The following is a 15,914-nucleotide window of genomic DNA, read 5'->3' as shown; positions in this document are numbered from 1 at the left end:
CCGAACTTCCGTGTAACCGAGATCACTTCGGCGATTTCTCGCGGTCGGCGCACAGAAGCCGCATAGGGGGCACCGGAGTTCGTCTAGGCGCGTGCGAGTGCCGCGCGCCTGCGGTGACGGGCCACGCGCTCCCGGTTGCCGCAGACCTCGCTGGAGCACCAGCGGCGCCTGCGCCCGCGGGAGGCGTCGACGTACACGATCGGGCAGTTGTCGCCCTCGCACTGGCGCAGGCTCGCCCGCGCGACGGGATCGGTCAGCAGGTCCACGGCGTCCCGCGCGACGGCCGCGAGCAGCGCGGCCCGGCCGGGCGGGCCGTCGAGCCGGCGTACCAGGACGCCGTCCTCGCCGGGTACCGCGCGGGGCACCGGCGGTGCGGCGCGGGCGAGTTCGTTGACGCGCGCGAGCGGGCGGTCGTACGACGCCGGCCTTCCGCGCACCAACGGGGCCAGCTGTCCGCGCAGTTCGCGGAAGGCCGCCGGCCAGGAGGCGTCGACGTGGGCCAGCGCGGTGTCCGCCGGGACGAGCCCGGAGCCGGCGATCCAGAGGCGCAGCACCTCCACGGAGCCGAGCCGTTCCACGGGATGGGAGGTCGCGAGCAGATCCAGGCAGATCCGCCCGGTGTCGAACCGCAGCTCGTAGGAGCCCGCCGTGACCGTACCCAGTGCCATGTTCCTGCCACCGCCTAGGTTGGCCCCGCGCCCGGGGCCGGTGAGCGATCCGGGAAACCGTTCCCTCCCACAGTGCCTGCCCGTTCCGGCCGCCGTAACCCCTCCGGCCCGTGAGTGGACGTCCACGGGCCGGGAACGCTCACCCGTCCGCGTACTTCGACTCCGCCGACGGGTCCAGGGCGAGGCGGTAGCCGCGCTTGACGACCGTCTGGATGAGTTTCGGGGTGCCCAGGGCGGAGCGCAGCCGGGCCATGGCGGTCTCCACCGCGTGTTCGTCGCGTCCCGCGCCGGGCAGGACGCGCAGCAGCTCCGCGCGGGAGACGACCCAGCCGGGCCGCCGCGACAGCGCCCTCAGCAGCGACATCCCGGCGGGCGGTACGGGTTTGAGCGCGCCGTCCACCAGGACCGCGTGCCCCCGGATCTCCACCCGGTGCCCGGCGACGGGGAACGCGCGTGCCCGCGCGGGCAGTTCCCGGCACAGCACCTGCACCAGCGGACCGAGCCGGAACCGCTCGGGCTGCACCGTGCCGATGCCGCGGGACTGCAGCGGCAGCGCGGTGACCGGTCCGACGCAGGCGGACAGCACGTCGTGGCCGAGCGCGGCGAGCAGTTCGTCGAGCAGTCCGCGTTCCTCCGCGCGGGACAGCAGGGACGCGGCGGCGGGCGCGCTGGTGAACGTGACCGCGTCCAGGGTGCGGGCGACGGCCGCGTCGATCAGACGGTCGACCGGGCCGAGGTCCTCCGGCGGCAGCCACCGGTACACCGGCACCCCCACCACCTCCGCGCCCGCGTCCCTGAGCGCCTCCACGAACCCGGGCAGCGGCTCACCGTGCAGCTGTACGGCGATCCGCAGCCCGTCGACGCCCTCCTCGAGGAGCCGGTCGAGCACCTCGGCCAGCGACTCCGACGCCGGCGACCACTCCTCGGTCAGCCCGGCGGCCCGGATCGCGCCCTTCACCTTGGGCCCGCGCGCCAGGATCCGCACCCCGCGCAGCCGCGCCAGCAGATCCTCGCCGAGCCCCCAGCCATCGGCGGCCTCCACCCAGCCCCGGAACCCGATGGCGGTGGTGGCGACCGCGATGTCCGGGGCCTGCCCGATGAGGTCCTTGGTGGCGGCCAGCAGTTCGCTGTCGTCGGCGAGCGGCACGATCCGCAGGGCCGGGGCGTGCAGCACGGCGGCTCCGCGCCGCTCCAGCAGCGCACCCAGCTCGTCGGCCCGGCGCGCGGCGGTCACACCCACGGTGAACCCGGCGAGGGGTCCGTGTTCGGATGGCTGCTCTCGTTCGTCGTACATGGCTCTCTCGTCCCGGATCGAGTCGGTGTACTGCATGGTGGTGCGTGAGGTCGCGGCTCCGCCGTCACGCCGATCGAGCCTGTCAACGCTCCATGACAGGCTCGGTTCGGCTTCATGTCACCAGTGTTACGTCACTTCCCGTCATACGTCCGCGTAGCTGAGCTGCGGCTTCTTCTCCAAGGCGGGGTTCGTGTCCACCGGCCGGCGCAGATACACCGCCCACGTGACCGCGAAGCAGACCGCGTAGCAGGCAAGGAAGGCGACGAACGCGCCGGTGCCGGAGCCGTAGGAGAGGAAGGACTGACGGAAGGCGAGATTGATGCCGACGCCGCCGAGCGCCCCCACCGCTCCGATCAGCCCCATGGCCGCCCCGGACAGCCGCCGCCCGTACCCGGCCGCCTCCTCCCCCACCAGCCCCCTCGCCAGCGCCTTCGCCTGGAAGATGCCGGGGATCATCTTGTACGTCGACCCGTTGCCGAGGCCGGTCAGCACGAACAGGACCACGAACGCGACGGTGAACAGCGCCAGCGAGCCCTGCATCGAGGCGACGATCAGCACGGACGTCGCCGCGCCCATGGCGACGAAGTTCCACAGCGTGATCCGCGAGCCGCCGTACCGGTCGGCGAGCCATCCGCCCACCGGCCGGATCAGCGAGCCGAGCAGCGGGCCGATGAAGGTGACGTACGCGGCCTCGAGCGGTGTGCGGTCGAACTGGCTCTGCAGCACCTGCCCGAAGGCGAAGCTGTAGCCGATGAACGAGCCGAAGGTGCCGATGTAGAGGAACGACATGATCCAGGTGTGCGGGTCCCGCGCGGCGTCCTTGGCGGCGCCGGTGTCGTTCTTCACCGAGGCCAGGTTGTCCATGTACCGCGCGGCGAGCACGGCGGCGACGACGATCAACGGGATGTAGACACCGAGCAGCACACGCGGTCCGCCGCTCGCGCCGATGATCGCGAGGGCGGCCAGCTGGATCACCGGGACGCCGATGTTGCCGCCGCCGGCGTTCAGTCCCAGCGCCCAGCCCTTCTTCCTGAGTGGGAAGAAGGCGTTGATGTTGGTCATGGAGGAGGCGAAGTTGCCGCCGCCGACACCGGCCAGCAGGCCGACGAGGAGGAAGGTGGAGAAGGAGGTCCCCGGTTCCATCACCGTGAACGCGGCGACGGTGGGCACGAGCAGCAGCGCCGCGCTGATCACCGTCCAGTTGCGCCCGCCGAAGACGGCGACGGCGAAGGTGTACGGCACCCGGACGACCGCGCCCACCAGTGTGACCACGGAGGTGAGCAGGAACTTGTCGGCGGGGGTGAGCCCGTACTCGGGGCCCATGAAGAGGACGAGCACGGACCACATGGTCCAGACGGAGAACCCGATGTGCTCGGACAGCACGGAGAAGAGGAGGTTGCGCCGGGCGGTCTTCTCCCCGGTCGTGTTCCAGAAGACCTCGTCCTCCGGATCCCACTGCTGAATCCAACGGCCGCTGCGGACTGTCATCAGGCCTCCACTGCTCTCCGGGGGCGCGGGCGGTGCCGCGAGGGACTGATCCCGAAGGTAGGGAGGGAGCGTTTCGGCGCTGTGGCAGCCGGTGACCGGGAGGGAACGTTGCTCTCACCTCGGGCAAGGCCGGGATGAGAGCTGCCCCGGACGTCAGCGCTGCGGGGGCTGCCAGTGGGGGTTCTGCTGGGGGTAGGGCGGCTGGGGGTACTGCGGCTGCGGCTGGGCGTACGGCATCGGAGGCTGCGGCTGCGGCTGCGGCTGGGCGTACGGCATCGGAGGCTGCGGCTGACCGTAGGCCGGCGCCTGCCCCGGCACGTGCCCCCCGTACGGCCCGCCACCCCCGTACGGATTCCCGTGCCCCGGCATCTGCCCGCCCGGAGGCAGATAGCGCACCCGGCCGGTCTCGTCCGCCACCGGGGCGAATCCGGCCGCCTGCAGCCGGGCGGCGAACTTGGCGTTGCGCTTGCGGGTGACGACGAGCCCGATGCCGAAGACGGCCATGAGGGCCAGCCATATGACGGCGCAGATGACGAAGTCGGAGGACGTCCCGCCGAGCCGGTACGCCAGGATCACCAGGCCGATGGAGACACCGAGAGCGCCGTACCCCATCCGCTTCTCGGCGCTCTTGCCGGTGAGGTCGAAGTTGATGCGGGCCTTGAGCAGTTCGAACGCGTCCGGCACGAGCGGGGGCAGCGACACCCCGTCGTGGGCGTTCGGGTACTGCGCCCAGTTCTGCGCGGCGCGGGCGCGGGCGTGCGGACTGTGGTCGGGCACGATCAGCATCTTCAGCTGGCTGTTGTTCCCGCCGCCCTGCCGTACGTCCGCGTACTCGTACCCGAACTGCTGGGCGGTGAAGGCGAGTCGGGCGAGCTTCTTCACGGAAGCCATCGCGCTGGTGAGCTCGACCGGCTCCCCGCTCGCCATCAACCGCAGCATCTTCCGCGTCTGCCGCTTGCTCATCCGCCCACGCCCCCTGGCCACTCTGTTCACTTCCGCAACAGAGAAAGTCTGTCACGCCCACCCACTTCGAACCAGAGCGGCTTCCCACGCCCTCCCCGCAGCGACGCCGTCCCGGCGCCCCGACACGGCGTCGACTACAGCTCAGACTGACGCCAGCGCCTTACCAAACCATCCAGGGAGTGCTGCAGAAATTCTCCGGTGAACGTCTGCCGGTAGCTTCCTGTAGAAATACCGACAGCCGTCGCCTCGGCACTGTCGATCAGCCGGACGGTGCCGGAGGGGCTCTCCGCGGCGCCGAACTCGCCGAAGTCGAACCCCGGAAACACCAAACTCGGCGAGTGGTAGATTTCCGGTTCGGCCGGAAATGCGGAAAGGAGGCCCTCATTCCGCCCGACCACCTTCCACGATCCGTTCACGACCTCCGCATCATCGCTGTAAACGGGAAACTTGCACGCGGAGGAAGGTTCGGGGTGCACAGCGTCCAGGGAAGGCAGCTTCTCTCCAAAAACCCCGAGCGCCACACCGAACCTGTTGCGCGCAACCACGATCACCGCGTACCAGCCACCATCGACGGGAACAGCCAGAATGTCCCCCACCTCAGGCCGGTCAACACCCCCTGCCCCTGAGACGAGCAGGCTGGAAATACCCCCACTGGGCACATCAGCAAAGTTTTCGGCTTCGTCGTTGATGAATTCCAGCAGGATGTTCGCCAGACCATGTGGAGCCACGGCGCCTCCACTGTCCTCACCGGGCAGACTTGCAAGGAAGTCAGTCAATTCCGTAAATACCGAGTCATTCATTTCGGACACCCTGGACTCTGCCGGGCCAGAGTACACGGTTCCGTCCACCAGAATTGCCTCGAATTCGAGCGGGGCGGAGTAAATGGCCTCCGACGGCCACTTGAAGAGCTCCATGAATTCCTTGAGAGAAGGACGACCGCCCGCACTCTCCGCGAATTCCTGCAGAATCGCCATCAAGTCTGCCTTCACGCGTTCGTCACTCACGGACACCCTCCGTTCTTGTAGTTCTCATAGGCGAGGTAAGCGGGCTTCTTCCCTGGTTCCATCGGGTTGTCCCTGTTCCCTCGATACGTCGGCCCCCTTCCGACGTAGGTGTTGAAGTACTCCATCATCCGCTGCTCGAGGAGGCGCGCCTGACCGTATGTCCTGGTACCCGGAAACACGCTCATCTTGTCACCGTTTGCCGGGTTGAACCGATCAAAGTTAGCACCATGCCGCTTCTGAACGGTCGCCGGCGTTTCGTTCGGCCCAAATCTGCCGACATAGTAAACCGTGTTGTTTTTGTCCACCAAGGCGTAATTACTGTGACCGGGCGCGTCCATCTTGTTGAGGTCAAAGCTCGGCCCGCCCGAGTTGTGTACGAGTACTGGAGTCTCGCCCGCCAGCACATAGTACGTATGCAGGTCGTCAACGGTGAGGTTGTAGGTACGGGCGTGCCTGGTGAAGGCACGGTTCCCGGTGACGACGACCGTGTCCCCTGTGTCGGTGCGCAGGGTCATGCCGGCGGTGAGGTCGCCCGCCTCGATCCAGTTCTGCTCGGACGGGGACCAGAAAGGATGCTCGTGGGTTGCGGTGAGCTTCTCGATTCCATCGACCGTGGCGATCGACAGCTCGTTGAACTGCTTGTCGTCGTCGGTGACGATGAGACGAGTGACCTTGCGGGACCCCGTCTCACCGGTTCCGGGGTCGGTGGCCAGTACCTCGTCCCCGGACTCGATGTCCTCGATGTCCTTGCTGCTCCCGTCGGCCATGAGGACGTCCGTCCCCGCCAGGAAGCACTTGCAGCCCCACCCCTTCGTCTTCCCGACACCGGAGACCGCCGATGAGCTCCTTCCCCCGGCGACCAGTGCCGCGATGAATCCCTCGATGAGCTTGCCGCGCTCGAACGCGCTGGCGTCCGACACGCACTCGTTCAAGTTCGCGACGCAGTAGTTGGCGGCGATGCGCTTGGCCTCCGCCACGTCGTCGTGGCGCAACAGGTACTTGTACGCCTGACGGCATGCCTCCCGGCCGAAGCATGCGTTGCCCGGTCCGTCGTTCTCATAGACGGGCGTCACCCAGTAGTCGGTCCCGGGTGAGTCACCGTTCGGACTGTTCATCAGGAAGTGCTTGAGCAGCTCGTCGATATCGTTCGTCCGAGGCGTCTGGGCGGCGGTCCACGTGACGGTGCTCTCCCAGCTGCCACCGCCACCGTGCGGCGTCCCCCGCACCGAGCCGTCGGAGTTCAGACCGCCGTTCGGGTCGCCCTGGGTGCCGCCGTCGGGGCGGGTCCAGCCCTTGCCGTCGTTGCAGCTGTCGCACCAGAGGCCGCTGGGGTCGCCGTGGCTGACCGGGCTGTTGCCGCTGTAGGCGTAGCCGTTCATCTGCAGCGGATCGGCGATGTCGACGACCGGGTCCGCCGAGAGGAAGCGGCCGGAGTCCTGGTCGTACTCGCGGGCGCCGATGTGGGTCAGGCCGGTGGCCGTGTCGTCGATGCCGACGCCCAGGTAGCCGCGCTTGTTCGGCCAGACCGACGGCTTGGCCCCGCGGGTCTCGCCGTAGGGCTTGAAGGCCCGGCGGGTGACGGCCTGTCCGCTCGACAGGGAGACCGCCGTGTTCGCCGTGCCGAGATGGTCGGTGAGCAGCACGCTGATCTGGTGACCCGTCGTCGCGCCATTGCTCGCCGTGCGGGTCACGGGAGGCGCGCCGGCCTGTCCGTAGGTGCGGGAGGCCCGGACGACCGCCCCGGCGGCGTCGGTCGTCACCTCGGTCTCGCCCAGGTAGAGCGTCGAGCCCGACGGGGAGTTCTCCAGGACGCGGTTTCCGGCGGTGTCGTAGACGTACGTCGTCTTCTTGCCGTCGTCCGTGATCGTGTCGAGCTTGTTCTCCTGCGTCCAGGTGAGGTTCTGCGTGGTGGCGGGCAGGTCACGGGCCTCGGTGTTGCCCGCCGCGTCGTACGTGTAGCTGCTGCCCCGGCCGGCCGGGTCGGAGCTGATCCATTTCATGGTGTGCGGCTGGGGTGTGCCGTAGCCGTACTTGAGCGAGACGTTCTTCGTGGCGTCCGCCGGGTCGTGCTCGGTCATGGCGGCGCGGTTGCCGAGCCAGTCGAAGGTGAAGGACTGGTGGTAGGCGGTGGCTCCGGTGGAGACCGTGGCGGCGTCGGGGGCGGCGGCCGACCGGGTGGTGGCCAGCGCGGTGTCCGGGCTCGACACGTCCGTCGACGCGTCGGGCGCGTCGGCCACCGGACCTGACGAGGCCATGTAGTCCGTGCGGGGGCCCCAGGTCGCGCCGTTCGACGTCTTGCAGCCGTCGTCGGAGCCGGTCGGGGTGATGTTCGACGTCCAGGCGTTGAGCAGCTCGCCCATCACGTCGTAGGTGAAGCACTGGGTGTCCCACGACGAGCCCGAGGCGTCCGTCAGTTGACGCGCGTGGGAGGTGATGGTGCCGGACTTGTCGTACGCGTAGTAGCCGTCGGTGATGCGGTGCGGGCCGGAGGTCTCGCGGTCGGCGACCGTGCGCTGGAGCCGGCCGGTGTGCGGGTCGACGAAGTTCGTCGTCCACACCCGGTACGGCTGGGCGCCGGACACCGTACGCAGGGCCTCGCCGTAGGGCGAGTAGGTGACGTCGGACGTGTACCAGGCCGCGCCCGCCGTCGACTCGGGGAGGCCGTCCGCGTTGTAGCGGGTGACGACCTTCTCCTGCGCCAGCCCGCCCACCGCGGGCAGCGTGACCGACTGGACCTGCCCCGTGACGGGTGTGTAGGTGTACGCGTAGGCGTACGTTCCGGCGACGCCCGTCGTCAGCGAGCCGGGCGGGATCACCGTCTCCGTGCCGGTGGGCCGGTACTCGGTGTCGTAACCGGTGACGCGCTCGATGTAGTCGCCGTTCAGGGTGCGCCGGATCGAGGCGACCGGCTGCCCGAGCGCACCGGGCAGGCTGTCGTACGTGAACTCCTTGACCGGGACGGCCGTCGCGGAGCCCTCACGGACGAACTCGACCCGGCCCAGTTCGTCGTACTCGGTGTACGTCGTCCTGGACTTGGCGTCCGTCACCTTCTGAGGCCGGTCGGCCTCGTCGTACCACGTCTTCGTCTCGCCCGTGTCGGGGTCCTTGGTGGAGGTCACCCGTCCCCGCGCGTCGTACGTGTACGTCCACGCGTTCCCTGCCGGATCGGTGACCTTGGTGCGATAGCCGCGTGCGTCGTACTCGTACGAGGTGACGCGCCCCTCGCTGGTGCTCCCGTCGTCCTTGTAGTGGCGGATGGAGGTGACCCTGCCGAGGGCGTCGGTGAAGGTGCGGGTCCGCGGGACCGTGGACCCGGCGGGGTCGACGTATGTGCTGGTGTCGCTGTAGTAGGTGTAGGTCGCGTAGGCGAAGTCGCCGTCGTGGTACGTCGACTCGCGCTGCTTGCGCTCCAGGCCGTCGTAGCGGTACTTGATCCAGCTCGGGATCAGGGTCCGCGATCGGGGCGCGAAGAGCTCGGCTGCCGGATCGCCCTTCGCGAGGTACCCGCTGGTCTGCTCGCCGACCAGGCCGTGGTCGTTGTAGGTGGTGTCGGTGACGACACGGCCGGGGCCGTGGGCTTCGGACTGCGTCTGCACGGGGCGCATCAGACCGTCGTAGATCGCCACCTGCCGGCTGTACGTCCCGTCGTCCTTGAGGCTCTTGGTGGTGACCGCGGCGGGGCGGGTCGTCTCGGAGGTGGCGATCGCCGACTGGTACGAGATCTCGACGTCGGGCGACTTGCCGCCGGAGGAGCGGGACGGCGACCAGCCCTTCACCAGTCGTCCGAGGGCGTCGTACTCGTTGCGTGTGACCCGGCCGTTGGCGTCGGTGACCGTCAGCGCGAGGCTGCGGCCGGGGTCGAAGGTCGTCGTGACGGCATGGCCCTTGGCGTTGATCACCTTGGTGGTGGTGACCGGTCCGCCGGTGTCCGCGGGGGTGTACTGCGTCTCGGTCGTGCCCACGCCCGGACTGGTGACCGTGCGGACACGGCCCAGCGGGTCGTACGTCGTGCCGGCGACGACCGAGTAGGCGGTTCCGGCGCCGTCGGTACCTGCCTGGGAGGTGAGCAGGCCCTTGGTCGGAGCCGCCCCGTACGCCTGGCCGTCGTAGCTGTCGCGGACCGCCTTGACGAGCTTGGTGGCCGGGTCCGCCGTGTCGTACCCGGCGCACGAGGTGCCCGTGGTCCGCTGTTCCTTCGTCAGGCCGATCAGCCACGCCGTGGTGTTGTGCACGTACGACGTCCTGGTGCAGCTCTGGTCGGACAGGGTCTCGCCGGAGCCGTTCGGCTTGACCACGGACGTCTCCACCTGGACCGGAAGGCCGTAGGTGTCGTCGACGGTCGTCAGGGTCCGTACCGCCCGCCAGCTCGTGTCGACGGTCTGGATCTCGTCCGACCGTTTGACACCGGTGCGGTGGGCGAGCAGCGGGGAGAGAGCGGTGCCGTTCTCCGCCTCACGGGAGCGGGAGGCGGTCTGCCTCGACCAGGGGAAGCTCAGGGCACGCTTCTGCACCCGCTTGTCGGAGTCCAGGTAGGTGATGCTCTCCGCCGTCATGCCCGCGTACTGCGGTGCGTCGTCGGTGACCAGCGTGTACGTGCCCGTGGAGTCCTTGACCTCCCCGCCCGTGCCCTGGAAGTACCGGGTCTCGGAGTACGACTGCCCCTGCGGCTCGCCCGACTGGGAGGTGGTCTTGCTCCCCTTGGTGACCGCGACCTGGCGGTAGCCCCGCCAGGCGCTGAACGTCCGCAGGGACGGCCGGGTGAACTCGTCGTCGTTCTTGGCCCAGGCAGGACCCGCGTACTTGTATGTCGTGTAGACCGGCTTGCCGTGCGAGGTGACCTTGTCCGTCTGGGTGACGGAGTGGACGACGTACTTGTTGAACCACGACTTCGCCGGCGTCTTCTCGTCGCCGTCCGGCGACCAGCGGACCGGGTAGCAGGTGCCGTTGTCCTTGCCCTTGTCCTCGGCCGGCTCACTGGCGCAGCCGCCCTTGTACTCGACCTCGATGTCGCCGCCGTGCTCCGTCGCCACGGTGCCGATGCGGGGCCGGGTGAAGGCGGGACGCTGGTCGTTCGCACCGCTCGGCACCAGGTTCGGAAGCTGGCGGTCCTTCAGTCTCGTCCGCAGCGGCGAGGTGGAGCCGACCGAGTACTCGGCGAAGCTGACGCCGTCCTTGTGCTGGAGGATGCCGGTGGTGTCACCGGGGGCGAAGCCCCGGCGGGTGACCGAGTTCAGCCACAGGCCGGGCGCCGTGTCGTACCAGTCCTCCGGGAAGGACTGGTGGAGCTGGTAGGTGTCGACCTTGCCCAGGCCGGTCTGGCCGGCGCGGGCGGCCTTCGTCGTCACCGTGTCCAGACGCATCTGCGTCCAGAACGACGGGAAGGCCGGGCACAGTTTCGACGTCGACTTGCAGTTCAGGTTGCCGGGGGTGTCCCACCAGGGCCGGTAGGCGCCGGGGTCGTCGGTCTTGGCGAAGTTCGCGGAGTCACAGGCCGTCTCCGACTTCAGGCAACGCTGCTTCGCGCCGAACTCGACCGTCGCGGAGGGCTGGGTGAGGTCGGAGGAGCGCATGCCGTACTCGATGCTGGCCGGGTAGGCGGCACGCTCGTACTGCTCGGGGGAGGTGAACTTCTTCCTGACCGCGTAGTGGTTCGTCTCCTGCTTCCAGTTGACGACCATCACGTTGCCGTGCACGTCGACGACCTTGTCGAGTCCCCAGCGCCAGGCCTGCTGCCTCCCGGCCCCGCAGCGGGAGTCGGCGAAGGCGGTGGCGTGGCAGGGTTCCCCGGGGTGGTTGCCGAAGACGGGCACGGTGGATACGGAGTGGGAGTCGGCATGACCACCGCCGACCTCGTTGAGGCCGAAGTAGTACTGGGTGCCGTCCGTGGTCGTGACGATCCAGTACTCGCCGTTGTCGTCGCCGTTGGTCCCGCCGGTCCTGCGCTCGACGCGGGTGCCGTCGTCGGTCTGGGCCCGGTAGACCTCGGTGTCGGTCTCCGGATCGCTGCCCGCGGGAGCGTCCCGCACCAGCTCGACGTTCCTGCCCCCCAGGGACATCACCGCGTTGTACGACGCCCAGCACAGGTCGGACGTCTTGTCCTTCTTGGCCGTGTTGTTGGGGGTGCCCGCGTCCAGGGTCTTGCGGTCGTCCTGGCAGGAGCGGTAGCGGCGCTCGATGTAGCCGGGGTCGTAGTCCCAGCCCTCGCCGATCCAGGAGGACTGGGGAGAGGAGACCGCGACGCGGCCGTCCACCGACTGGGAGTTGTAGCTGAAGGTGATCTGCGGGGCCGGTCCTGCCGGTGCGGCGGGAACCGTCAGCGGGTACGACCAGGTGAACGCCCCCGAGGAGCCGCCGGCCTGCCAGGATCCGCTGGCGGCCAGCGGGGTGGCCTTGAACGTCCCGCCCGCGCCTCCGCCGGAGTCGACAGCGGCGACGACAGCCGTGTCACCGCCCGCCGCGACCCGCGTGGCCGAGGTGCGGTAGGCGGCCTGGGCGACCGAGGGGCCGGTGGTCCCGGGGTCCTTCGCCACGGCCGGTGTGACCGTGCCGTCCGCCGCCGTGTCGACCGTCGCCGTGATCGACTGGGTCCTGGTGTCGTTGGTCGTCTCCAGTTCCTCGTACGTCTGGCAGGCCTCGTCCTCCGGGGTGACGAGGTAGCACTCCGGGAACTGGACGAAGCGCAGCCGGGAGGCCCAGTCCGCTCCGTAGAGGTTCTTGAACGTCGCGTAGTCGAGCTCGACCGAGACGGGCACGGAGCCGGTCGCGGGGGCCTGGATCGTGATGAGCGCGCCGTCGACCCCCTGGGCGACGGTCGAGGTCCGGGCGGCGACGGAGACCTGCCAGGTACCCGTGGGCGCCGGCTGGTCGGCGGCCTGCCCGAGGCTGACAGGAAGGTCTTCGACAGGGGTGTGATCGGCCTGCCGGGCGGTGGTGCCCGCGCCCAGGGTGGCCTGGTCCGCCGACGCGGCGGAGCCGAAACTGACCAGCCCCGAGTCGGCGGCCGGTGCTGTCGCCGTACCGGCCGGAGCCTGTTCCAGGTCTGCGGGGACGTCGACCTTCAGGGACTCCAGGTCCCGCTCGAAGGCCTCGCCCGAGAGTGGTTTGTCCTGGTCGAGCGCCTCGAGCTCCAGCGTTTCGCGGCCCTTCTCGGCCACGGACGGATCGGGTGGCAGGGCCAGTGACTGCGCGGGCAGGAGACCTACCAGGAGGGCGGCCCCGATGGCGGGCACCACGGCCATGCGCACACGGCGTGTGCGGCCACGACGGACAGGCGAGTAACGACCGAACACGACGAGGTCCCCCGGACCAGTGAGGCGGGACCAGGTTCGGACCACGCGTGATGGCGTATCAGATGAGCTGATTTTGTGCAGCGCCTGTGAAGTTCCGCCAGATCGACCCTGCGGATGTGATCACCATCACGTTACGTAACGATTCATAACCGTGCGTAATGCGCAGTTCTCGCCTATCCGGGGTAACGCCAGCACCCACATTTCCCTGATATAGCACGTGATTCGTCGGATTCAATCGCAAATACTCATCGGTGCCGGGAGTCTTTGTCCGACTTGGCACTGAATTGACGTCAACGGCTCTGCGACACAGGGCAGTTCTCGGGAAACGGCGTCCACCAGAGGTACGGTCCCGGCGCTCGTTCCGCTCATCCCGCGTGCTCGGCGCGAAGCGTGACGTCGGCGCGCTCATGGGTCATCATCGGCTCGCCCGGCCGCGCCTGACTGCGCGCCGGCTCCAAGGGGGGAAGGGGAACTCGCCCGATGACGCGCACGGAGCGCACCCGGCGCCGGGGCCTGCCCGGAAATCGGACCACCGCCGTCGTCCTGACGGCGGCTCTCGCCGCCACCGGCATCACCTTCGTCGGCCTCGGCCTGGACCGTTCCGATTCACGCGGGGACCCCCACCGCGACAGGAGCGCGAAGCCGGTGACCGAGGCCGCAGCCGTGTCGCGGGCACGGAGGACCGGCGAGCTCGTCGAGGTCACCGCATCGCGCACGGCGCGCTCCACCACGTGGGCGCGACCCGACGGGCTCATGGTCAAGCACCTGCACTCCTCACCGATCCGGGCCAAAGCGGGCGGGGAGTGGAAGGACATCGACTACCGCCTCCACCGCACCGAGGACGGCTGGGAGCCGAAGGCGACCAATGCGCGGATGGTCTTCTCGGCCGGCTCCGAGAAGGGTTCGCCGGCGCGGAAGGAACAGCGCGCGTCGCGCGCGACCGTCCGCCGCGCCTCCCTGCTCACCGGCGTCCGAGCCGCTGCGGACGAGACCGCGAACCCACTCGTCACCCTGACCGTCGACGGCTACGACATCCAGCTCACCTGGCCGGGCGCGGTTCCGGCTCCCGTCATCGACGGTTCACGGGCCTTGTACCCGGAGATCTTCCCGGGCGCCGATCTGGTGCTCACGGCCGACGACGAGGGCTTCGCCCAGCTGCTCGTCCTGAAGAACCGGCAGGCAGCGGCCGACCCCCGCGCCCAGCAGCTGTCGTACGGAATCACCTCACCGGATCTGACCTTCCGGCTGGACCCGGTCACGGGGGTCCTGTCAGCCGAGAACGTCTACTCCCAGGAGATCGCGGTCTCACCGACGCCACTGATGTGGGACAGCAGCGGAGCGCCGGCGGTGACGGACGGTGGCGTCGGCGCGACCGCGCAGCCGACCGCTTCGGAGACCCCCGGCCCCACTGAGTCGGCCACCGAGCTTCCGAGCGACAGCCCCAGTCCCACCGAGGAGCTCGTCGAGACCGACGAGCAGGCCGACACCCATCCGGAGACCCTGCCGATGGCCAGCGACGGTCCCGAGGTGACGGTGTCGGAGTCGCCGTTGCCGTCCGCGCCGGCGGAGCCGACGCCCGCGCCCACACCGACCGGCCCGGCGGCCACCCTCGGCCTGGCCGGACTCGACGGGCCCTCGCCCGACTCCCGCGGTGAGCTGGTGGAGTCCGACCTGTCCGGGGCGAACTGGATCATCTCTCCCGATCTCTCCTTCCTCGACGACCCGGCGACCACCTACCCGGTGTTCGTCGACCCGTCCGTGAAGAAGCACACGCAGAACTGGACCACCGCCTACAGCCGGCACCCCAACGCCACCTTCTACAACGGCAAGGGGTTCAACAAGGGCGGGACGCACGAGGCGCGCGTCGGATTCGAGTCGGACACCTGGGGCACCTCGCGCTCCTACTTCAACATCGCCTTCGACAAGGACCTCAAGGGCACGAAGATCACCAGTGCGAAGCTGCGGATGCTGGAGACGTACTCCTGGTCGTGCAGCGCCCGTTCGATGAGCGTGCACCTCACCGGCGCGGTCAACGGGCACACCAACTGGAAGAACGCCCCCAAGCTGACCGACGGCAACAAATTCGCCACCAAGAGCTTCGCGCACGGCTACAAGTCCGGCTGCCGGGACGCCTACGAGACCTTTGACGTGAGGAAGGCCGCGCAGCAGCGCGCCGACCAGGGCAAGGACATGATCACGTTCGGGCTGCGCGCCCGCGACGAGGACTCGCAGTACGCGTGGAAGAAGTTCCAGGCCAACGGTGATCACGCACCTGTCCTGGAGCTCGTCTACAACCGCAAACCGACCATCGACTCCAAGTCCCTCGACCTGGGACCCGACGCCAAGTGCACCACCACCGAGCCGTATGTCCGCATGGGCTCGGGCAGCCTGACCTTCACCGCACGGGGCTCCGACAAGGACAAGAACCTCGACTACCTGGACTTCGACCTGTGGCCGACCGGCAAGTGGGACACCACGGGCGACCTGCTCGGCTCCACCGGCAAGGTCTCCGTCGGCGGGGACAAGGGCACCGCACTGCGCACCACCAGCGGTTTCTCGACCAGCAAGCTCACCCATGGCACGCTCTACTCCTGGCGGGTGCGCGCGGTCGACGACGCCAACTCCACCTCCGCCTACACCCCGTCCACGACACCCTGCCGCTTCGTCCTCGACACCGCGGCTCCCAAACCGCCCAAGGTCAGCTCCACCGACTTCCCCAACGCCGACGGCAGTGAGAACGGCTTCGGCAACGACGCCGAGGACGCCAACTGGTCCACGAAGAAGTTCGGCACACCCGGCTCCTTCACCGTGCGCGCCCTCGACACGGACGTCGTCCGCTACGAGTACGGCTTCAACTCGGCGAACTACCCGTTCTCCGTGAACCGCGCCTCCGGTACGGCCACGAGCGTCAGCGCGACGCTCGCGAACGCGAAGCCGCCGACCGCCGGGCCCAACGTGCTGTACGTACGCGTCGTCGACGGCGCGGGCAACGTGTCCCAGGCGACGAAGTACTTCTTCTACGTCACACCGCGCGACCAGGCCGACGCCCCCGGCGACTTCACCGGCGACAAACTGCCGGACCTGATGGTGGTCAGCGAGGGCGGCAATCTGGTGCTGTACCCCTCCCAGGCCACCAACGACCTGGCCAAGGGCTCGGGCGACCTGGACTACTCCATGTCCGGCGCCTACCGTTCCAACCCCGCCAAGG

General features: G+C 69.0%; 7 protein-coding genes. 1 reads left to right on the top strand and 6 read right to left on the bottom strand.

The genetic code is table 11. The annotated features are described in order from the left end of the window. Positions 1 to 83 precede the first annotated feature (83 nt). From ACGFR9_RS18745 to ACGFR9_RS18720, 6 genes are all read right to left on the bottom strand, one after another. A complete protein-coding gene (locus ACGFR9_RS18745; RefSeq protein ID WP_393209622.1) occupies positions 84 to 668 on the bottom strand; it encodes a CGNR zinc finger domain-containing protein in 585 nt (194 codons plus the stop codon). Between the two features lie 139 nt (positions 669 to 807). After that, positions 808 to 1,962: a uroporphyrinogen-III synthase gene (locus ACGFR9_RS18740; RefSeq protein ID WP_393209619.1), complete on the bottom strand. Its 1,155-nt coding sequence runs from the start codon at positions 1,960 to 1,962 to the stop codon at positions 808 to 810. A 141-nt stretch (positions 1,963 to 2,103) separates the two neighbouring features. Continuing rightward, positions 2,104 to 3,450: a nitrate/nitrite transporter gene (locus ACGFR9_RS18735; RefSeq protein ID WP_393209616.1), complete on the bottom strand. Its 1,347-nt coding sequence runs from the start codon at positions 3,448 to 3,450 to the stop codon at positions 2,104 to 2,106. Between the two features lie 153 nt (positions 3,451 to 3,603). Further along, entirely contained in the window at positions 3,604 to 4,413 is an 810-nt protein-coding gene (locus ACGFR9_RS18730) for a hypothetical protein (RefSeq protein WP_393209613.1), read from the bottom strand. 134 nt (positions 4,414 to 4,547) lie between these two features. Then, complete coding sequence (locus ACGFR9_RS18725; RefSeq protein ID WP_393209610.1) at positions 4,548 to 5,417, bottom strand: hypothetical protein; 870 nt, start codon at positions 5,415 to 5,417, stop codon at positions 4,548 to 4,550. Continuing rightward, positions 5,414 to 12,655, bottom strand: coding sequence for a polymorphic toxin-type HINT domain-containing protein (locus ACGFR9_RS18720; protein ID WP_393209607.1), 7,242 nt, complete (start codon positions 12,653 to 12,655; stop codon positions 5,414 to 5,416). The genes ACGFR9_RS18725 and ACGFR9_RS18720 overlap by 4 nt, the downstream gene beginning before the upstream one ends. Before the next feature lie 531 nt (positions 12,656 to 13,186). Here ACGFR9_RS18720 and ACGFR9_RS18715 point away from each other — a divergent pair. Beyond that, a partial coding sequence (locus ACGFR9_RS18715) for a DNRLRE domain-containing protein (RefSeq protein ID WP_393209604.1) occupies positions 13,187 to 15,914 on the top strand: 2,728 nt, incomplete at its 3' end.

Origin of the sequence: Streptomyces sp. NPDC048584 (assembly GCF_043199595.1) — a bacterium.
GTDB classification, from domain to species: Bacteria; Actinomycetota; Actinomycetes; order Streptomycetales; family Streptomycetaceae; genus Streptomyces; species Streptomyces edwardsiae.
This window is presented reverse-complemented; position numbering and strand designations above follow the sequence as displayed.